The organism is Dankookia rubra (genome assembly GCF_004355005.1).
Lineage (GTDB): Bacteria > Pseudomonadota > Alphaproteobacteria > Acetobacterales > Acetobacteraceae > Paracraurococcus > Paracraurococcus ruber_A.
This window is the reverse complement of sequence record NZ_SMSJ01000043.1, coordinates 13,213-28,532: the sequence shown is the minus strand read 5'-3', so window position 1 is coordinate 28,532 and position 15,320 is coordinate 13,213. Positions and strand designations below refer to the sequence as shown.

General features: G+C 72.0%; 17 protein-coding genes. 4 read left to right on the top strand and 13 right to left on the bottom strand.

Features of this window, described 5'->3' with window-relative positions; translation table 11 throughout:
• Nucleotides 1-22: 22 nt before the first annotated feature.
• From E2C06_RS23460 to E2C06_RS23415, 10 genes are all read right to left on the bottom strand, one after another.
• Nucleotides 23-370, bottom strand: coding sequence for a hypothetical protein (locus E2C06_RS23460; RefSeq protein ID WP_133291023.1), 348 nt, complete (start codon nt 368-370; stop codon nt 23-25).
• 205 nt (nt 371-575) lie between these two features.
• Nucleotides 576-1,901 carry an LLM class flavin-dependent oxidoreductase gene (locus tag E2C06_RS23455; RefSeq protein WP_133291022.1) on the bottom strand — a complete coding sequence of 442 codons (1,326 nt, stop codon included), beginning with the start codon at nt 1,899-1,901 and terminating at the stop codon, nt 576-578.
• A gap of 94 nt (nt 1,902-1,995) precedes the next feature.
• The gene (locus E2C06_RS23450; protein WP_133291021.1) at nt 1,996-2,595 is read right to left on the bottom strand and encodes a glutathione S-transferase family protein; all 600 of its coding nucleotides are present in this window, start codon (nt 2,593-2,595) and stop codon (nt 1,996-1,998) included.
• 9 nt (nt 2,596-2,604) lie between these two features.
• Complete coding sequence (locus E2C06_RS23445; protein ID WP_133291020.1) at nt 2,605-3,576, bottom strand: NAD(P)-dependent oxidoreductase; 972 nt, start codon at nt 3,574-3,576, stop codon at nt 2,605-2,607.
• 66 nt (nt 3,577-3,642) lie between these two features.
• Nucleotides 3,643-4,032, bottom strand: coding sequence for a hypothetical protein (locus E2C06_RS23440; protein ID WP_193560493.1), 390 nt, complete (start codon nt 4,030-4,032; stop codon nt 3,643-3,645).
• 66 nt (nt 4,033-4,098) lie between these two features.
• Nucleotides 4,099-4,755, bottom strand: a complete 657-nt coding sequence (locus E2C06_RS23435; protein WP_133291019.1) for an ABC transporter ATP-binding protein — start codon at nt 4,753-4,755, stop codon at nt 4,099-4,101.
• A 2-nt stretch (nt 4,756-4,757) separates the two neighbouring features.
• Entirely contained in the window at nt 4,758-5,585 is an 828-nt protein-coding gene (locus tag E2C06_RS23430) for an ABC transporter ATP-binding protein (protein ID WP_133291018.1), read from the bottom strand.
• Nucleotides 5,582-6,559: a branched-chain amino acid ABC transporter permease gene (locus tag E2C06_RS23425; protein ID WP_241671434.1), complete on the bottom strand. Its 978-nt coding sequence runs from the start codon at nt 6,557-6,559 to the stop codon at nt 5,582-5,584. The genes E2C06_RS23430 and E2C06_RS23425 overlap by 4 nt, the downstream gene beginning before the upstream one ends.
• Nucleotides 6,556-7,491 carry a branched-chain amino acid ABC transporter permease gene (locus tag E2C06_RS23420; RefSeq protein WP_133291017.1) on the bottom strand — a complete coding sequence of 312 codons (936 nt, stop codon included), beginning with the start codon at nt 7,489-7,491 and terminating at the stop codon, nt 6,556-6,558. The genes E2C06_RS23425 and E2C06_RS23420 overlap by 4 nt, the downstream gene beginning before the upstream one ends.
• Before the next feature lie 76 nt (nt 7,492-7,567).
• A complete protein-coding gene (locus E2C06_RS23415; RefSeq protein ID WP_241671433.1) occupies nt 7,568-8,884 on the bottom strand; it encodes an ABC transporter substrate-binding protein in 1,317 nt (438 codons plus the stop codon).
• 52 nt (nt 8,885-8,936) lie between these two features.
• Here E2C06_RS23415 and pdxY point away from each other — a divergent pair, with 52 nt between their 5' ends.
• Nucleotides 8,937-9,863, top strand: a complete 927-nt coding sequence (pdxY, locus tag E2C06_RS23410) for a pyridoxal kinase PdxY (RefSeq protein ID WP_456305189.1) — start codon at nt 8,937-8,939, stop codon at nt 9,861-9,863.
• A gap of 137 nt (nt 9,864-10,000) precedes the next feature.
• Here the strand turns inward: pdxY and E2C06_RS23405 are convergent, their stop codons facing one another.
• Nucleotides 10,001-10,489 (bottom strand): hypothetical protein, encoded by a 489-nt coding sequence (locus E2C06_RS23405; RefSeq protein WP_133291016.1) that lies wholly within the window; start codon nt 10,487-10,489, stop codon nt 10,001-10,003.
• A gap of 99 nt (nt 10,490-10,588) precedes the next feature.
• On the opposite strand from E2C06_RS23405, the gene E2C06_RS23400 reads away from it, so the two are divergent.
• On the top strand, nt 10,589-11,614 hold the full coding sequence (locus E2C06_RS23400; protein ID WP_133291015.1) for an amino acid ABC transporter substrate-binding protein: 1,026 nt from the start codon (nt 10,589-10,591) through the stop codon (nt 11,612-11,614).
• 156 nt (nt 11,615-11,770) lie between these two features.
• Here the strand turns inward: E2C06_RS23400 and E2C06_RS23395 are convergent, their stop codons facing one another.
• Together E2C06_RS23395 and E2C06_RS37830 are read right to left on the bottom strand one after the other, a co-directional pair.
• Nucleotides 11,771-12,004, bottom strand: coding sequence for a flagellar basal body L-ring protein FlgH (locus tag E2C06_RS23395; protein WP_133291014.1), 234 nt, complete (start codon nt 12,002-12,004; stop codon nt 11,771-11,773).
• Between the two features lie 77 nt (nt 12,005-12,081).
• On the bottom strand, nt 12,082-13,020 hold the full coding sequence (locus E2C06_RS37830) for an AEC family transporter (RefSeq protein ID WP_165982609.1): 939 nt from the start codon (nt 13,018-13,020) through the stop codon (nt 12,082-12,084).
• Between the two features lie 90 nt (nt 13,021-13,110).
• Here E2C06_RS37830 and E2C06_RS23380 point away from each other — a divergent pair, with 90 nt between their 5' ends.
• Nucleotides 13,111-14,178 (top strand): LLM class flavin-dependent oxidoreductase, encoded by a 1,068-nt coding sequence (locus tag E2C06_RS23380; RefSeq protein WP_133291012.1) that lies wholly within the window; start codon nt 13,111-13,113, stop codon nt 14,176-14,178.
• Nucleotides 14,179-14,317: 139 nt separating this feature from the next.
• The gene (locus tag E2C06_RS23375; RefSeq protein ID WP_165982608.1) at nt 14,318-15,304 is read left to right on the top strand and encodes a TAXI family TRAP transporter solute-binding subunit; all 987 of its coding nucleotides are present in this window, start codon (nt 14,318-14,320) and stop codon (nt 15,302-15,304) included.
• Nucleotides 15,305-15,320 lie beyond the last annotated feature (16 nt).

The following is a 15,320-nucleotide window of genomic DNA, read 5'->3' as shown; positions in this document are numbered from 1 at the left end:
GAGGCGACCTGACCCTTCCGGCTTAACGCGCCGGACGGGCCGGGCTTTGGGTCGGCTGCGGCGCCGCGGAGCTACCGGCATTGGGTTGTGCGCCCATGCCCTGCGACTGCGCGCCGCTCATCGCCGCGCCGGAACCGAGATTGCCTTCGGGCCTGCGACGCGCCGGCGTGTTGCTGGCGCCGGCCGGGGCCGGGCTGTGCAGATTGGGCTGGGGCGCCGCGGTGCCGGCCGGCATGCCGGAGGATTGCGACTGCGCGCCGCTCATCGCCGCGCCGGATCCGGTGTTGCCCTCGGGCCTTGCCTGCTGGGCCAGCGCGCCGGTCGTCGCAAGCAGGGGGACCGCAAGCGCCAGCGCCGTAAGGTGCTTCATGGCTTTCCTCCTTATTGGTTCGGTCTCCAACGCCGGCCGGCCGCCGGGGCGGCAATCCACACGCTGAGGTGACGGGCACTTGGCGCGGCGCCATGGCGGCGTCGCACGGCATGTTCGTGGGTCTGGCGCCCGCCGCGCGGCGGGTGCCGATTCACCGAAATGGATGAGGGGCCTGGGGAGACTACCTTCTCCCCGGCCTTCCTTCTCAGCGCGCGAAGAACCGGTTGGCCGGCCGCGGCAGCCCGAGGTTCTCGCGCAGCGTCGCGCCCTCGTATTCCCGCCGGTAGAGGCCGCGCCGCTGCAGCTCCGGCACGACCTGGTCGACGAAGTCCTCGAGCCCACCCGGCAGGTAGGGGAACATCACGTTGAAGCCGTCGCAGGCTTCCGTCTCCAGCCATTCCTGCATCCGGTCGGCGATCATCGCCGGCGTGCCGACCATGGCGAGCCCGGCATAGCCGCCGAGCCGCTGCGCCAGCTGCCGCACCGTCAGGTTCTCCCGCCGCGCCAGGCGGATGGCGCGCTCGCGGCCGGACTTGCTTGTCTCGGTTTCCGGGATGTCCGGCAGCGGCCCGTCCGGGTCGAAGGCCGAGGCATCGACGCCGAGCGCCATCGACAGCGAGGCGATCGCATTGGCGTAGTGCACCAGGCTGTCGAGCCTCGCCCGCTTGGCCTGCGCCTCCGCCTCGGTCGCGCCCACCACGACGAAGCAGCCGGGCAGGATCTTCATGTGGTCGCGGTCGCGGCCAAGCGCATCCATGCGGCCCTTCACGTCGGCATAGAAGGCGCGGGCCTCCTCGATCGTGGCGGAAGCGCCGAAGACCGCCTCGGCGGTCTCGGCGGCGATCTGCCGGCCGGCCTCGGAGGCGCCGGCCTGGACGATGACCGGCCAGCCCTGCACGGGGCGGGCGATGTTCAGCGGCCCGCGCACCGAGAGTTCCTCGCCCTTGTGTCCCAGCACGTGCATCTTGCCCGGATCGAAGAAGATGCCGCTGTCCACGTCGCGGACGAAGGCATCGTCGGCGAAGCTGTCCCAGAGCCCGCTGACGACTTCGTAGAATTCGCGGGCGCGCTTGTAGCGCTCGCCATGCGCCATGTGGGCGTCCTGGCCGAAATTCAGCGCGGCGTCGGGGTTCGCCGTGGTGACCAGGTTCCAGCCGGCGCGGCCGCCGCTGATATGGTCCAGCGAGGCGAATTTCCGGGCGATGTGGTAGGGGTCGTTGTAGGTCGTGCTCGCCGTGGCGACCAGCCCGATCCGCTCCGTCACCATGGCCAGCGCCGAAAGCAGCGTCAGCGGCTCGAAGGAGGTGATGGTGTGGCTGCGCTTCAGCGCCTCCACCGGCATGTTCAGCACGGCCATGTGGTCGGCCATGAAGAAGGCGTCGAAGCGGCCTTCCTCCAGCTTGCGGATCAGCCGGACATAGGCGTTCAGGTTGAAGTTCGCGTCCGGCCAGGCGCCGGGATAGCGCCAGGCGCCGGTATGGATGCTGATCGGGCGCATGAAGGCGCCGAGGCGCAGTTGCTTCGCGGCCATGGATGTCATCTCCGCAGGTCGGGCGGAGCCTAGCGCGAAGCGCGGGCGGCGGGACAATGCCGCCCACGAATACCCATCATTCGCTCCCGGGCGGTCAGGCCGGGCGGGTGGCGGCCATCGAGGGGCGGGCGTCGAAGGCGGCGAACCAGGCCGCGAGGCCCGGCCGGCCGTTGCGCCAGCCCAGGTCGCCGAAGCGGAAGTCAAGCCAGCCGAGGGCGCAGCCGATGCTGATGGTGCCGATATCGACCCGGTCGCCGAGGCCGCCGGCCTGGCGTTCCAGCTCGTCCAGCGCGCAGGTGATCTTGTCCATCTGGCCCGCCTTCCAGTCGTCGGACTGCTTCTCGGCCGGGCGGGTCAGCGCCTCGTAGCGCAGCAGGATGCCGGCATCCATCAGCCCGTCGGCCAGCGCCTGTTCGGTCAGCGCCCGCCAGCGCGCCGGGCCGGAGGTCGGGAAGAGCTTGCCGCCGCCCAGCGCATCGACGTACTCGCAGATGACGCGGCTGTCGTAGAGGACGGTTCCGTCGTCGGCGATGGCGGTCGGCACCTTGCCCAGCGGGTTGCTGGCGACGACCCCGCGGTCGCGGTTGATCGGGTGCGGCGCCGCGGGGATGCGCTCGATCGCCACGCCGAGCTCGGCGGCGGAGACGGTGACCTTGCGGGCGAAGGGCGAGGCGGCGGCGAAGAAGAGCTTCATCGTGGGATCCTAGAGGTTGCCGAGTTCGTGGTTGACCATGAAGGCCGGGTCGCGCCTGCCGTCCAGCACGTCGAGGATGTTCCGCGCCGCCCGCGCCGCCATGCGGGCGAGGCCTTCCACGGTGCTGGCGGCGTTGTGCGGGCTGACCACGACATTGGGGAAGGCATAGAGCGGGTTCGCCGCATCCGAGGGCTCGACCTCCAGCACGTCGAGGCCGACGCCGTGCAGCCGGCCCGCCCGCAGCGCCGCGGCCAGCGCGGCCTGCGAGACCACCGGGCCCCGCGCGGTGTTCACCAGGATGGCGCCGGGCTTCAGCGCGGCGAAGGCGGCCTCGTCCATCAGGTGCCGCGTCGCGGGCGTCAGCGGACAGTGCAGCGTGACCACGTCGGCGCGGGCGAGGCCGTCCTGCAGGTCGCGGATCGGCTCGAAGCCGTCGGCCGCGATGCGCATGGGGTGGAAGCCGGGATCCATCACCAGCACCTTCATCTGGAAGGCGCGGCAGTAATTGGCGACCCGGCTGCCTATGCGGCCGTAGCCGACCACCAGCGCGGTGCGGCCCGCCAGGTCCACCATCCGCGGGTTTGGCGCGTCCCACCAGCCGCCGGCCTTGACGTGCCGGTCATGGTCCAGCGCGCGGCGGGCGACCGCCAGCATCAGCATCATGGCGTGCTCGGCGACGCTCAGGTCGTTGGCGCCGTTGGTGACCATGACCGGGATGTCGCGTGCCGTGCAGGCGGGGATGTCCACCGTGTCGAAGCCGACGCCGTAGCGGGAGACGACCTTCAGGTGCGGCGCGGCGTCCAGCGCCGCCCGGTCCACCCGCTCGAGCCAGCAGAGCACGGCATCGGCCGAGGAAAGGTGCTGGTGGAATTGCTCCACCGGCGGGTCGTGCAGCGCGACGATGTCGAGATCGCGGCGGGCATCCAGCACGGCCATGCCGGCCGGATGCAGGGTGCGGCAGAGCAGGATGCGGTGCGGCATCTGTGGACGAATCCCCCGAAGGCGTTCCGCCCATGCTGCCGCCAATCCGCCGTCCCGCGAAGGGGGTCAGCGGCGGCCGCGGCCGCCGCCGCGGAAGTGCCCGCCGCCGCCGCGCAAGCCGCCCTGCCAGCCGCCATGATACCCGCCGCGGTAGCCGTGGTACCCACGACCCCAGCCGCGCCCCCAGCCGCGACCGAAGCCGAAGCCAAGCCCGACCGAGGGTCCCCAATACCCCGGACCCCAATAGCCCGGGCCCCAGGAACCGGGGGCATAGCCGTAGGCGAGCACCTCCGGCGGCGCCACCCAGGGGATCTCCTCCGGCCCCCAGGGCGGGCCGTGGTCCCATTCATGCGCGGCGACCTGCGCCGGGTTGGGCAGCGGCGTCGCGGGCTGTGTGGCGCAGCCGGCAAGCCCGAGCCCGACCGCCAGCATCGCCCCGAGCCGCCATCGCCGCATGTGCCGTCCTCGTCCGCCAATCCGGCATATGGGACGGGCGCGGCGCGCGGTCACCCTTCCGCGCGCTTACGCCGCGGCAATCTCCCCGCGCTCGATGACGAAGGTCCGTTCCACCAGCGGCCGGAGCAGCTCCGGGTTGCTCTCGGTGATCAGGATGGCGACGTCGGGCAGCGCCTGGTGCAGCCGCTTCAGGGCTTCCGCGTAGCGCAGCGCCAGCGCCGGGGCGAGGCCCTGGAAGGGCTCGTCCAGCAGGACCGCCCTTGTGCCGACCATCAGCGCGCGGCCGAGCGCGACCATCTTGCCCTGGCCGCCCGAAAGCCCGGCGGCGCGACGGGGGGCGAGGTCCTTCAGCTCCGGCAGGAGGGCGAAGACGGCATCGAGCCGCCGCGCCACCTCGGCCGGGGCCAGGCGCAGCACCTCGGCCGGCAGCAGCATGTTCTCCCGCACCGAGAAGCTGCCGAAGAGGCGGCGCTCCTCCGGCGCATAGCCGATGCCGAGGCGGGCGCGGTGGTGCGGCGGGACCGCGGTCGCCTCCTGCCCGTCGATCACCACGCGGCCGGCCCGCGGCGGCAGCAGGCCCATCAGGGTGCGCAGCGTGGTGGTCTTGCCGGCGCCGTTGCGGCCGATCAGCGCGACGCGGCCGCCGGGCGGGACGACGAGGTGGACGTCGCGCAGCACCGGCACGCCGGCGATGTCGATCGAGACGTTATGCAGCTCAAGCATGATCAGTGCCCCGCGCCGCTTGGCGGCGACGCCTCGATCCCGATCACGTCGCGCAGCACGGCGGGGTCGTTCAGCACCTGCTGCGGCGGGCCGAGGGCGGCGATGCGGCCCTGGCTCCAGACCGCGACGCGGTCGGCGAAGCGGGCGACGACGTCCATGTCGTGCTCGACGAAGACCGCCGTCACGCCGGTGTCGCGGAGGACGCGGACCAGGGTCTCGACGATGCCCATCTTCTCCGCGGCGGCGACGCCGCTGGTCGGCTCGTCCATCAGCACCAGGCGCGGCTGCAGGGCGACGGCCATGGCGATGTCGGCGAGTTTCCGGGCGCCCTCGTTCAGCGCATCGGCGCGGGACTGGGCGACGGGGCCGAGGCCGAAGCGGTCGAGCAGCGCCATCGCCTGGTCGTGGTAGCCGCGGCGGAGCAGGGGGGTGAAGGGCGACCAGATGCCGGCATGGGCGGCGATGGCGAGTGCGGCATTCTCCAGCACCGTGTGCTCGGTGAAGAGCTGCGGCAGCTGGAAGCTGCGGCCGATGCCACGCCGGACGATGGCGCGCGGCGAGAGGCCGATGATCGGCTGGCCGTCATAGGTGATCGTGCCGTCCTGCGGCTTTAGGTAGCCGGTCGACATGTTGATGAAGGTGGTCTTTCCCGCGCCGTTCGGGCCGATGATGGCGAGGAACTCGCCCGGCATGACGTCGAGGTCGATGCCGTCCGCCGCCTTGACTCCGCCGAAGGCGAGCCGGAGGCCGCGGGCCGAGAGCAGCGGCGTTGCCTGGCGTGGCCGGTTCGCGCCGCGGTCCTGCGGACCTCCGTGAACGGCCGCGCTCATGCGCCGCGCCCCTTCAGCCGGCTGGTGAGCATGCCCCAGAGCCCGCCGGGGGCGAAGAGGATCACCGCCAGCAGCACGCCGCCGAGGATCATCTGCCAGGCATCGGCGACCGCCGCGGCGGCATAGACCCGCACCAGCTCGAAGGCCGTCGCGCCGAGGAACGGCCCGAGCGCGCTGCCGGCGCCGCCGAGGATGGCGATGAAGACCAGCTCGCCGGAGGAGGTCCAGTAGGCCAGCTGCGGCGTGACGTGCCGCGTCGTCATCGCCACCAGCGTGCCGCCGACGCCGCCCATCACCGCCGACATGACATAGGCGAAGAGCAGCACGCGGCGGGCGGAGACGCCCATGAATTCCAGCCGCGTCTCCCGCGTCTTGATGCCCGCCAGCGCCCGGCCCATGGGGGAGGCGAGATAAGCGCGGACCAGCAGGCCGAAGCCGATGGCCAGCACCAGCGCGAGGCCGAACATCACCCATTCCTGGGTCTCGCGGTCCGGGGTGATGCCGGCGAAGGTCAGGCCGGAGACGCGGATGCCGTCGGTGCCCTTGGTCAGGGCATAGAGCTTCTCGAGCAGCGAATAGAGCACCATCGACAGCGCCAGGTTCAGCATGCCGAAGAATATGTCGCGGTAGCGCACGACGAAGAGGCCGATGACGAGGCCGAGGATCCCGGCCAGCAGCGCGCCGAGCGGCAGCAGCAGCAGTGCCTCCGGCACCGCCGGCGCGAGGAAGGCGACGGTATAGGCGCCGACCGCGAGGAACATGCTGTGGCCGAAGCTGACCTGCCCGGCCCGCAGCAGCAGCAGGATGCCGAGCACGGCGATGCCCTTGGCGAGCGCAACGGTGAGGACGAATTTCAGCCAGGGCGCGAGGAAGGCGACCAGGACCAGGGCAGCGGCGCCGAGGACGGCGAGCAGCGCCTCCGGCAGGCGCATGGTGCGGGGCGGCGCGGCGAGCGCCCGGTCGGTGGCGCTCATACCCGCCGGGTCTCCAGCACGCCGAACAGCCCTTGCGGGCGGACCAGCAGCACGGCGACCATGATGATGTAGGGCACCACCACCTCGAATTCCGGGGCCAGGTAGACGGCGATGGAGCGGCCGAGGCCGATCATCAGGGCGGAGATCGCCGCGCCCTCGATCTGGCCGAGCCCGGCGGTCGCCACCACGGCGAAGGAAAGCACGATGGTCTGCGCGCCGATGCCCGGGACCAGCGAGGTGGTGGGGGAGGCGAGCGCGCCGCCGAGCGCGGCCAGCGCCGCGCCGAAGGTGAAGGTCAGCAAGGTCACCTTGGCGGCGTCGATGCCCATGGCCATCGCCGCTTCCTTGTCGGTGGTAACGGCGACGATGACGCGGCCGGTCAGCGTCCGCCGCAGGAACCAGGCGAGGCCGGCCAGCGTCGCCACCGCGACGCCGGGCAGGACGAAGAGCTGGTAGGCGGTGAAGGGGATGGTGTCCTCGCCGAAGGGCACCTCCACGGTGCCGAGGAACTTCATCGGCGTGTCCTGCATGATCGGCTGCACGCCCCAGATCAGCTTCTGCACGTCCTCGAGGATCATGAAGAGCGCGAAGGTGACGAGGAGCTGCAGCACCTCCTCCTGCCCGTAGATCCGGCGCAGGATCAGCCGCTCGATCAGCGGCCCCAGGATGCCGCCGACGAGGGCCGCGGCCAGCAGCAGCGCGACGTAGCTGGCCCAGGCCGGCAGGCCGAGCGAGGCGAAGAAGATGCCGACGGAAGCCGCGGTATAGGCGCCGATGGCAAACAGGCTGCCATGCGCCACGTTCACGATCCGCAGCACGCCGAACACCATGTTCAGCCCGACCGCCACCATGAAGACCAGCGCCGCGTAGGCAAGCCCATCCAGCAGGGCCAGCCCAAGCAGCAGCCCGTTGTCGGTCAGCCATTCAGCCATGCAGCAAACTCACAAAAAACAAAGGGATCGCGGCACTGCCGCGATGGGGGAAGTGTTTTCCCCCACTGCCTTCTTCCTAGCCCGCGATCGGTGCCGCCATCTGCGCCAGGATGTCGGGCTTCAGCGTCTTCAGCCACTCCACGCTCTTCATCCCGACCGGCGTGGACACCATCGCCGCCGGGAAGATCACCATGTCCTTCGGGACCGCGAAGGGGAAGCGGTCGGTGAAGGTGGACATGCCGACGATCTGGTCCTCGAGGCCCTGGCCGTCCTCGCGCAGGGTGATGGACGACGTCGGGGTGTCAAAGGTCAGGCCGCGGAAGGCGTTCGCCAGTTCCTGGTCGTTCGGCCAGGCGCCGCCCTTGGCGGCGATCGCCTTGGCGAAGCCGGCCTGCATGGCGGAGATCGCCTGGGCCATGTGGTGGCAGGGATAGATCGGGTATTCGTTGAACTTCGCCCGGTAGCTGTCGACGAATTTCGCCAGCCGCGCCGGGTCCTTCGGCTTCGGGTGGTTGTTCCAGTGGTCGCCGCGGGCGCCGATGATGTGCCCGGACGCCATGTTCCGCCCGAGCGTCTGCAGCGAGGCCTCGGCCACCGGCAGGACGAAGGTGGAGCGGTCGAACAGCTTCCGCTCGGTGGCCTGGCGCACCAGGGTGACGAGGTCGCCGCCCCAGCTGGTGGACAGGACGACGTCGGGGCGGGCGGCCAGCAGGCGGGTGACCTCGGTGCTGTAGTCGGTGGCGCCGAAGCGGGGGAACATCTCCGCCACCACGCGCACGCCGGGCTTCAGCGCATCCATGCCGGCCTTCCACATCTCCCAGCTGTCGCGGCCCCAGGCATAGTCCTGGTTGATCACCGCCAGCGTCTTGAAGTCCGGCTTGTGCTTCAGGAGGTAGAGCAGCGGCGCCAGCACTTCCGGCGTGCCGTAGCCCTGGGTGCGAAAGGCATAGGGGTGCGGCCCTTCCTCGAAGATCCGCTGGGTACCGCAATCCCAGAGCAGCGTCGTCTTCCTCATCTCGTCGCTCAGCGGCGTGCAGGCCAGGCACGAGCCGGAGGAGATGGAGGCGAAGATGATATGCACCCCCTCGTTCTGCACCAGGCGGCGATATTCGCCGACCAGGTGGTCGGTGCCGGGGGCCTCGTCGACGAAGAATGCCTTCACCGGCACGCCGCCGATCCCGCCCGCCTTGTTGATCTCCTCGAACAGCATCTCGGCGGCCTGCTTCGCCGGGACGCCGAAGACCGAGGCCGCGCCGGAAAGGAACGTGGTGATGCCGACCCGCAGCTCGGCGGGCTTCTGCTGCGCACCGGCATTGCCGCCGGCGAGCAGCAGGCTGCCGGAGGTGGCGGCGGCGCCGAGCATGGCGGCGCGGCGGGTGACGGCATGGGTCATGGCGGACGGTTCCTCCGGGGGTTCCAGGCTTGGCGGCTGGGTTGGCGGCAGCATGCCGACCCCTGCGGCAGGTGGGAAGGGGCGTTCGTGGCGGTTCCGGCCGGCGCCGATCCGGGCTAGCCTCGGCGCCGTGAACATCCTCTCGATCCAGTCCTGGGTCGCCTATGGCCATGTCGGCAATGCCAGCGCGGTCTTCCCGCTGCAGCGGCTCGGCGCCGAGGTCTGGGCGATCCATACCGTGCAATTCTCCAACCATCCCGGCTACGGCGCCTGGCGCGGCCAGGTGCTGCCGGCGGCGTTGATCTCCGACTGCGTCGAGGGCATCGCCGAGCGCGGCGTGCTCGGCCAGTGCGACGCGGTGCTGACCGGCTATGTCGGCGATGCCGCGACGGGGGCGGCGATCCTCGACGCGGTGGCGCGGGTGAAGGCGGCGAATCCCGCGGCGCTCTGGTGCTGCGACCCGGTGATCGGCGATGCGGGGCCGGGCGTCTATGTCCGCACCGGCATCCCGGAGTTCTTCCGCGACCGCGCCCTGGGCCTGGCCGACATCGCCACGCCCAACCAGTTCGAGTTGGAATGGCTGACCGGCCGGCCGATCGCCCGGCTCGAGGACGCCAGGGCCGCGGTCGCCGCATTGCAGGCGGGCGGGCCGCGCTGCGTGCTGCTGACCTCGCTGCGCACGGCGGAGACGCCGGCCGACAGCATCGACCTGCTGGCGGCGGAGGGCGGGGCGGCCTGGCGGGTGCGGACGCCGCTGCTGCCGATCGCGGCAAATGGCGCGGGCGATGCGATCGCCGCGCTGTTCCTGTTCCACCGGCTTCGCTCCGGCAGCGCGCGTGTGGCGCTGGAATGCGCCGCCGCCTCGATCCACGGCCTGCTGCGGCGGACCGCCGAGGCGGGGGCGCGCGAGTTGCTGACCGTCGCGGCGCAGGAGGAATTCGTCGCGCCGGGCACCGTCTTCGCGGCGGAGGCGTGCTGAAGGCCAGGGAGGAGGTATCCTCCCTGGCCCCTCCTCCGTCTCCCTGAGCCTTGCACCCTCCGCGCGGCGGATGCCGAGCCGATGAAAAGGAAGGGTGGGGTGCGGGGAGGGAATACGATGTCCTCCCCGACCTTCCTTCACCCCGGCCGGAACCCCTCCAGCACCGCGGCCAATTCCGCCTCCAGCCCCGGCCAGTCCGCCGCGGGCGCGGAGGCGACCAGGAGCCAGCTGCGGTCGGGCGCATAGAGGCACACCGCGCGCAGCACCACCGGCACGCCGCTCGGCTGCCCGGTGGCGCGGGCCTGGATCACGTCGCCCGGCAGGCCCGCCAGGCGCAGGTGGTCCTCGGCCGGCAGGTCGGTCACGTGGATGGTCCGCAGGCTCCGCAGCATGCGGGCCAGGTGGCCGGGCCGCGCCGCCGGCGGGACCGGACGCTGGGCGCGGATCAGCAGCATGCCGGTTTCCGCCGCGCCGCGCGGCGCGGTGACGTCGCGCAGCACGGTCCAGCCGAGCGCGCGGGTGACGACCCGCATGTGCTCGCCCTCGGTCACCCGGAACGGCGCCTGCGCCGCGGCGCCGGAGGCGATCAGCAGCAGGACGGGCAGGAGGGCCAGGATGCGGCGCATCTCCCGCAGGTGTGGCCGCGGCCGCGCCGCCGCAAGCCCGCCCCTTGCCGGCGCCGACCGCGAGCCAGCATCATCGCCGCCAGAACCGGGAGAGATTGCATGAGGCTTCTGATCGGCGCGGCGCTGGCCGTGACCCTGTGCGCGGGCGTTGCCTGGGCGCAGCCCCAGGCGCCGGGGCCGACGCTCTCGGCGGTGAAGCAGCGCGACATCCTGGTCTGCGGCACCTCGACCGGCAGCGCCGGCTTCTCCACCCCCGACAGCCGGGGCGAGTATCGCGGGCTCGATGCCGATCTCTGCCGCGCCACCGCCGCGGCGGTGCTGGGCGACCCGGCCAAGGTCCGCTGGGTGCCTCTGATCGGCACGGCGCGGCTGCCGGCGCTGCAGGCGGGCCAGGTCGACGTGCTGATCCGCACCACCACCTGGACCCAGGTGCGCGACACCGCCAACGGGCTGAACTTCACCGCGGTCAGCTTCTACGACGGGCAGGGCTTCCTGCTGCGCAAGTCGCTCGGGTTGAAGAAGGCGACCGATCTGCAGGGCGCCTCCATCTGCGTCACCGCCGGCAGCACCAACGAGCTGAACCTGGCGGACTGGGCGCGGATCAACAAGGTGGACTACCGCCCCGTGGTCTTCGAGCAGAACGACGAGGCGCGGCGCAGCTACCTCGCCGGCCGCTGCGACGCCTACTCGACCGATGCCAGCCAGCTCGCCGGCCTCCGGAGTTCCTTCCCCAGCCCGGAGGAGCACGTGATCCTGCCCGACATCATCAGCAAGGAACCGCATGCCCCGGTGGTGCGGCACGGCGACGACCAGTGGTTCGACATCGTCCGCTGGACCTTCTTCGCCCTGCTGACCGCGGAGGAGCTGGGCATCACCCAGGCCAATGTGGAGGAGCAGCGCAACAGCCCGAACCCCGAGGTGCGGCGGCTGCTCGGACTGACCGGCGACCACGGGCCGCTGATGGGCCTCGACCGCGCCTGGGCCTACAACGCTATCAAGGCGGTGGGGAATTACGGCGAGGTCTTCGAGCGCAACCTCGGCATGGGCAGCGCGGTGAAGCTGCCGCGCGGGCTGAACGATCTGTGGAGCCGCGGCGGCCTGATGTATGCGCCGCCGGTGCGGTGAGGCGCCGAAGGCAGGGAGGACCGGCGGGAAGGCAGCCTCTCGTCGGACGCATGCCTCCGATCCCTCATGCATTCTTGCCGGCCTTGCCCGCGCAGCGCGGCGCGCGCCCACGCGCGCGTCCCGGGGAGGGGATGCTTTTCCCTTCCCCGGCCTTGGCTATCCCAGCTGGTCGTGGAACCCGTCATCCGGCACCCGCAGCCGCTCCGGGTTCGGCGTCGGGGGCGACAGCCAGGCGGGGCGGGCCGAGGATGGCTCCCGCACCCGCGGCGCCGGGCTGAAATAGGGCATGTGGTCGCCGGCGCTGGCGGCGGCCGGGTAGGGCCCGGCGCAGCCGCCGAGCAGCGGGGTCGCGGCCATGATGGCCGCCAGGATCGCAGTGCCGCGGGTCATGCACCTCCTGCCCTACAGATCGCCAGGGGGGCTGCGCAAGTGACGGAGCAGCGACCGGGTGCCCCGGCCGCGGGCCGTTACGGCAGCGGCACCGGCCCGGCCAGCAGCCAGGCGGTCAGCGGGAAGGCGAGGAAGGCGATGACGGTCGACAACAACACCACCGCCGAAACCGACTCCGCCCCCGTATGGAAGCGCTGCGCCAGGACGAAGGCATTGGTCGCGGTCGGCATCGCCGCCAGCATCACCCCGGCCTGGACCCAGAACAGCTCGAGCTCCAGCAGCGGCCCGAGCAGCAGCCAGGCCAGCAGCGGGTAGGCCACCAGCTTGCCCGCCGTCGCCGCCCCCGCCGCCAGCACCAGCCGGCGGTCGAGGCTGAGCCGCCCGAGCGTGCCGCCGAGCGCGAAGAGCGCGGTCGGGCCGGCCGCCGCGCCGAGGAAGGCGAGGAACCGCTCCACCGGGCCGGGGATGGGGAGGCCGAGCGCGCCGAGCGCCGCGCCGCCCGAGATCGACAGCAGCACCGGGTTCAGCAGCAGCGACCGCAGCACCCGGCCGAGCACCCCGCGTTCCCCCATCGGCGCCATCAGCACGCTGCCGAGGGCGATGACGATGGCGACCTCCGACATGATGGCCATGGCGACCGGGCCGGCGCCGCGCTCGCCGAGCAGCGGCAGCAGCAAGGGCGGGCCGAGATAGCCGACATTGCCCATGGCGGCCGAGGCGGCGATGGCTGCGGCCTGGCCGCGCCGGCGCTTCGCCAGCAGCATGGCCCCGGCCATGGTGCCGAAGAAGACCAGCAGGCAGGCGCCGAGGTAGCCGCCGAAGAAGCGCGGCTCGAAGCTTTCCGCCAGGGGCTGGGCGGCCATCAGCCGCAGCAGCATGGCGGGCAGGGCGAAGCTGAAGGCGAAGGTGCCGACCGCGTCGGTGACCGCCGGCGCGACGGTGCCGCGCCGCACGGCGGCCCAGCCCAGGCCGACCACGGCGAAGATCGGCAGGCAGAGCGAGAGGAACCCGAGCACGCCGCCACCATAGCGCGCGCCAGCGGCAGCGCCAGCTTGCGCGCGCGGCCGGGGCGGGCTTGGCTGCCGGCAGGGAGCGGAGGGAAAGCCATGGAATTCGGGATCGCCATGCCGACGGATGCCGAGAGCTGGCGCGTCGCGGAACGCGCCGAGGCGCTCGGCTTCCGCACCGCTTGGTTCTACGACACCCAGATGCTCTCGGCCGATTGCTTCGTCGCCATGGGCGCGGCGGCGATGAAGACCAGCCGCATCCGGCTCGGCACGGGGGTGCTGATCCCCTCCAACCGCATCGCGGCCGTCACCGCCAATGCCTTCGCCACGCTGAACAAGCTGGCCCCGGGGCGGGTCGACATGGGCCTCGGCACCGGCTTCACCGGGCGCCGGGCGATGGGGCTCGGCGCCATGCCGCTGAAGGATTTTTCGGAATACATCCGGGTGATGCTGGCGCTGCTGCGCGGAGAGACCGTGGAAACGCAGGTCGAGGGCGAGCGGCGGAAGATCCGGCTGCTGAACCCCGAGCTCGGCCTGATCGACACGCAGACGCCGATGCGGCTGCACCTGGCCGCGGCCGGGCCGCGGGCCCGGGCGCTGACCGCGCGGCTCGGCGCCGGCTGGATCAACTTCTTCTCCGACGTGCCCGCCGCCGTCGCCATGCTGGGCGAGATGCGCGCGGCCTGGGAGGCCGCCGGCCAGGCGGCGCCGCTCGAGGCCACCGCCTTCGTGCTCGGCTGCGTGCTGCAGGACGGCGAGCCCCATGACAGCGAACGCGCCGTCGCCCAGGCCGGCCCGCGCGCCGCGGTGCTGCTGCACCGCGCGGCGGACGAGGTGCTGTCCGGCCTGCCCAACATCTCGCCGGTGCCGGAAAGCTGCCGCGCCGCGGTCGAGGGCTACGTGGCGCTGGCCCGGGGCTTCGAGCCGAAGGACGCCCCCTGGCTCGAGAACCACCGCGGCCACCTGATGTTCGTCAAGCCGGAGGAGCGGCCCTTCGTCACCGGGGAGATGATCCGCATCAGCAGCTTCACCGCGACCGAGGCCGAGCTGAAGCGCCGCATCGGCGACCTGCGCGATGCCGGCTACACCGAATTCACCGTGCAGATCGTCCCTGGCCAGGAGGCGGCGATCGAGGATTGGGGCCGGATCATGCGGGCCTTCCGCTAGCCTGCGATCGCACCGGGCGGAAAGCCGGGGGCGTGCATGGCCGGCGCGCCGAGGGCCGGGGCGGCCTTGCCCCGCCCCCGGTTGCCGCCGGGCGCGCGGCACCGCAATATCCCCCGCGCAACCCGGGAGAATCTGGCCGATGAGCCTCCTCTGGACGCGGCGCGTCCTCGCCGGCGGCATGCTCGCCGCCCCCTTCATCCGCACCGCCGCGGCGCAGCAGAGCCTCGAATGGGTCGCGGGCTCGGTCGGCGGCGGCTGGTACACCATGGCGGCCGGCCTTTCCTCGCTCATCAAGGACGAGAACCCGGACATCCAGATCCGCGTCGTCCCCGGCGGCGGCCTGGCCAATGCCACCCGGGTCAACCGCAACACCTCGCCGATGGGCTGGGGGATCGACGCCTTCGCCGCCTCCGCCCGCCGCGGCGAGGACCCCTACAAGGAAGCCCATGCGGCGCTGCGTTGCCTCGGCAGCGGCTATTCGCCGACCGAGCACCACCTGCTGCGCCGGGCCGACGCGGGGCCGGAGGACATGAAGTCCATCCTGACCATGAAGGGGCTGAAGATCGCCTGCCCGCAGCGCTCCTCGACCGACGAGATGACGCTGCAGCGCATCCTGAAGTTCTACGGCACCAGCCCGGAGCGCATCCGCGCCGAGGGCGGCACCTACCTCAACGGCAGCTATGCCGACATCGGCGCCGCCTATACCGACGGGCAGGTGGACTACCTTTATGCCGCGCTGGCGCGGCCGGCGGCGATCTTCACCGAGATCGCCCAGGGCCGCCGCGGCGGCAGGCTGGTGGCCTTCCCCGAGGACGTGCGGAAGCACCTGATCGACGCCTACGCCTATGCCCAGGGCGTGCTGCCGGCCGCGACCTATCCGGCGCTGCAGTCCGGCGACGTGCCCGTCACCACCATGGACAGCGTCATCCTGGTGCATGAAAGCCTGGCCGACGACGTGGCCTACAAGGTCACCCGGACGCTGATCCGCAACAAGGGCCAGCGTCTGGTGAACATCCATGCCAGCATGGGCGCCTGGGACCCGGCGACCTCGTGGAAGTACCAGGGCCTGCCGCTGCATCCCGGCGCGGCCAGGGCCTTCCGCGAGGCCGGGGCGATGCCGGCCTGACGCGCGCGGGGGCGGC

Bases quoted from the DNA above. Each gene is read 5' to 3' on its own strand.
- E2C06_RS23430 (WP_133291018.1), bottom strand. From the start codon at position 5,585: ATGAGCGCGGCCGTTCACGGAGGTCCGCAGGACCGCGGCGCGAACCGG.
- E2C06_RS23405 (WP_133291016.1), bottom strand. From the start codon at position 10,489: ATGCGCCGCATCCTGGCCCTCCTGCCCGTCCTGCTGCTGATCGCCTCC.
- E2C06_RS23415 (WP_241671433.1), bottom strand. From the start codon at position 8,884: ATGACCCATGCCGTCACCCGCCGCGCCGCCATGCTCGGCGCCGCCGCC.
- E2C06_RS23420 (WP_133291017.1), bottom strand. From the start codon at position 7,491: ATGGCTGAATGGCTGACCGACAACGGGCTGCTGCTTGGGCTGGCCCTG.
- E2C06_RS23450 (WP_133291021.1), bottom strand. From the start codon at position 2,595: ATGAAGCTCTTCTTCGCCGCCGCCTCGCCCTTCGCCCGCAAGGTCACC.
- E2C06_RS23460 (WP_133291023.1), bottom strand. From the start codon at position 370: ATGAAGCACCTTACGGCGCTGGCGCTTGCGGTCCCCCTGCTTGCGACG.
- E2C06_RS23400 (WP_133291015.1), top strand. From the start codon at position 10,589: ATGAGGCTTCTGATCGGCGCGGCGCTGGCCGTGACCCTGTGCGCGGGC.
- pdxY (WP_456305189.1), top strand. From the start codon at position 8,937: ATGCCGACCCCTGCGGCAGGTGGGAAGGGGCGTTCGTGGCGGTTCCGG.
- E2C06_RS23395 (WP_133291014.1), bottom strand. From the start codon at position 12,004: ATGACCCGCGGCACTGCGATCCTGGCGGCCATCATGGCCGCGACCCCG.
- E2C06_RS23445 (WP_133291020.1), bottom strand. From the start codon at position 3,576: ATGCCGCACCGCATCCTGCTCTGCCGCACCCTGCATCCGGCCGGCATG.
- E2C06_RS23440 (WP_193560493.1), bottom strand. From the start codon at position 4,032: ATGCGGCGATGGCGGCTCGGGGCGATGCTGGCGGTCGGGCTCGGGCTT.
- E2C06_RS23380 (WP_133291012.1), top strand. From the start codon at position 13,111: ATGGAATTCGGGATCGCCATGCCGACGGATGCCGAGAGCTGGCGCGTC.
- E2C06_RS23425 (WP_241671434.1), bottom strand. From the start codon at position 6,559: ATGAGCGCCACCGACCGGGCGCTCGCCGCGCCGCCCCGCACCATGCGC.
- E2C06_RS23455 (WP_133291022.1), bottom strand. From the start codon at position 1,901: ATGGCCGCGAAGCAACTGCGCCTCGGCGCCTTCATGCGCCCGATCAGC.
- E2C06_RS23435 (WP_133291019.1), bottom strand. From the start codon at position 4,755: ATGCTTGAGCTGCATAACGTCTCGATCGACATCGCCGGCGTGCCGGTG.
- E2C06_RS23375 (WP_165982608.1), top strand. From the start codon at position 14,318: ATGAGCCTCCTCTGGACGCGGCGCGTCCTCGCCGGCGGCATGCTCGCC.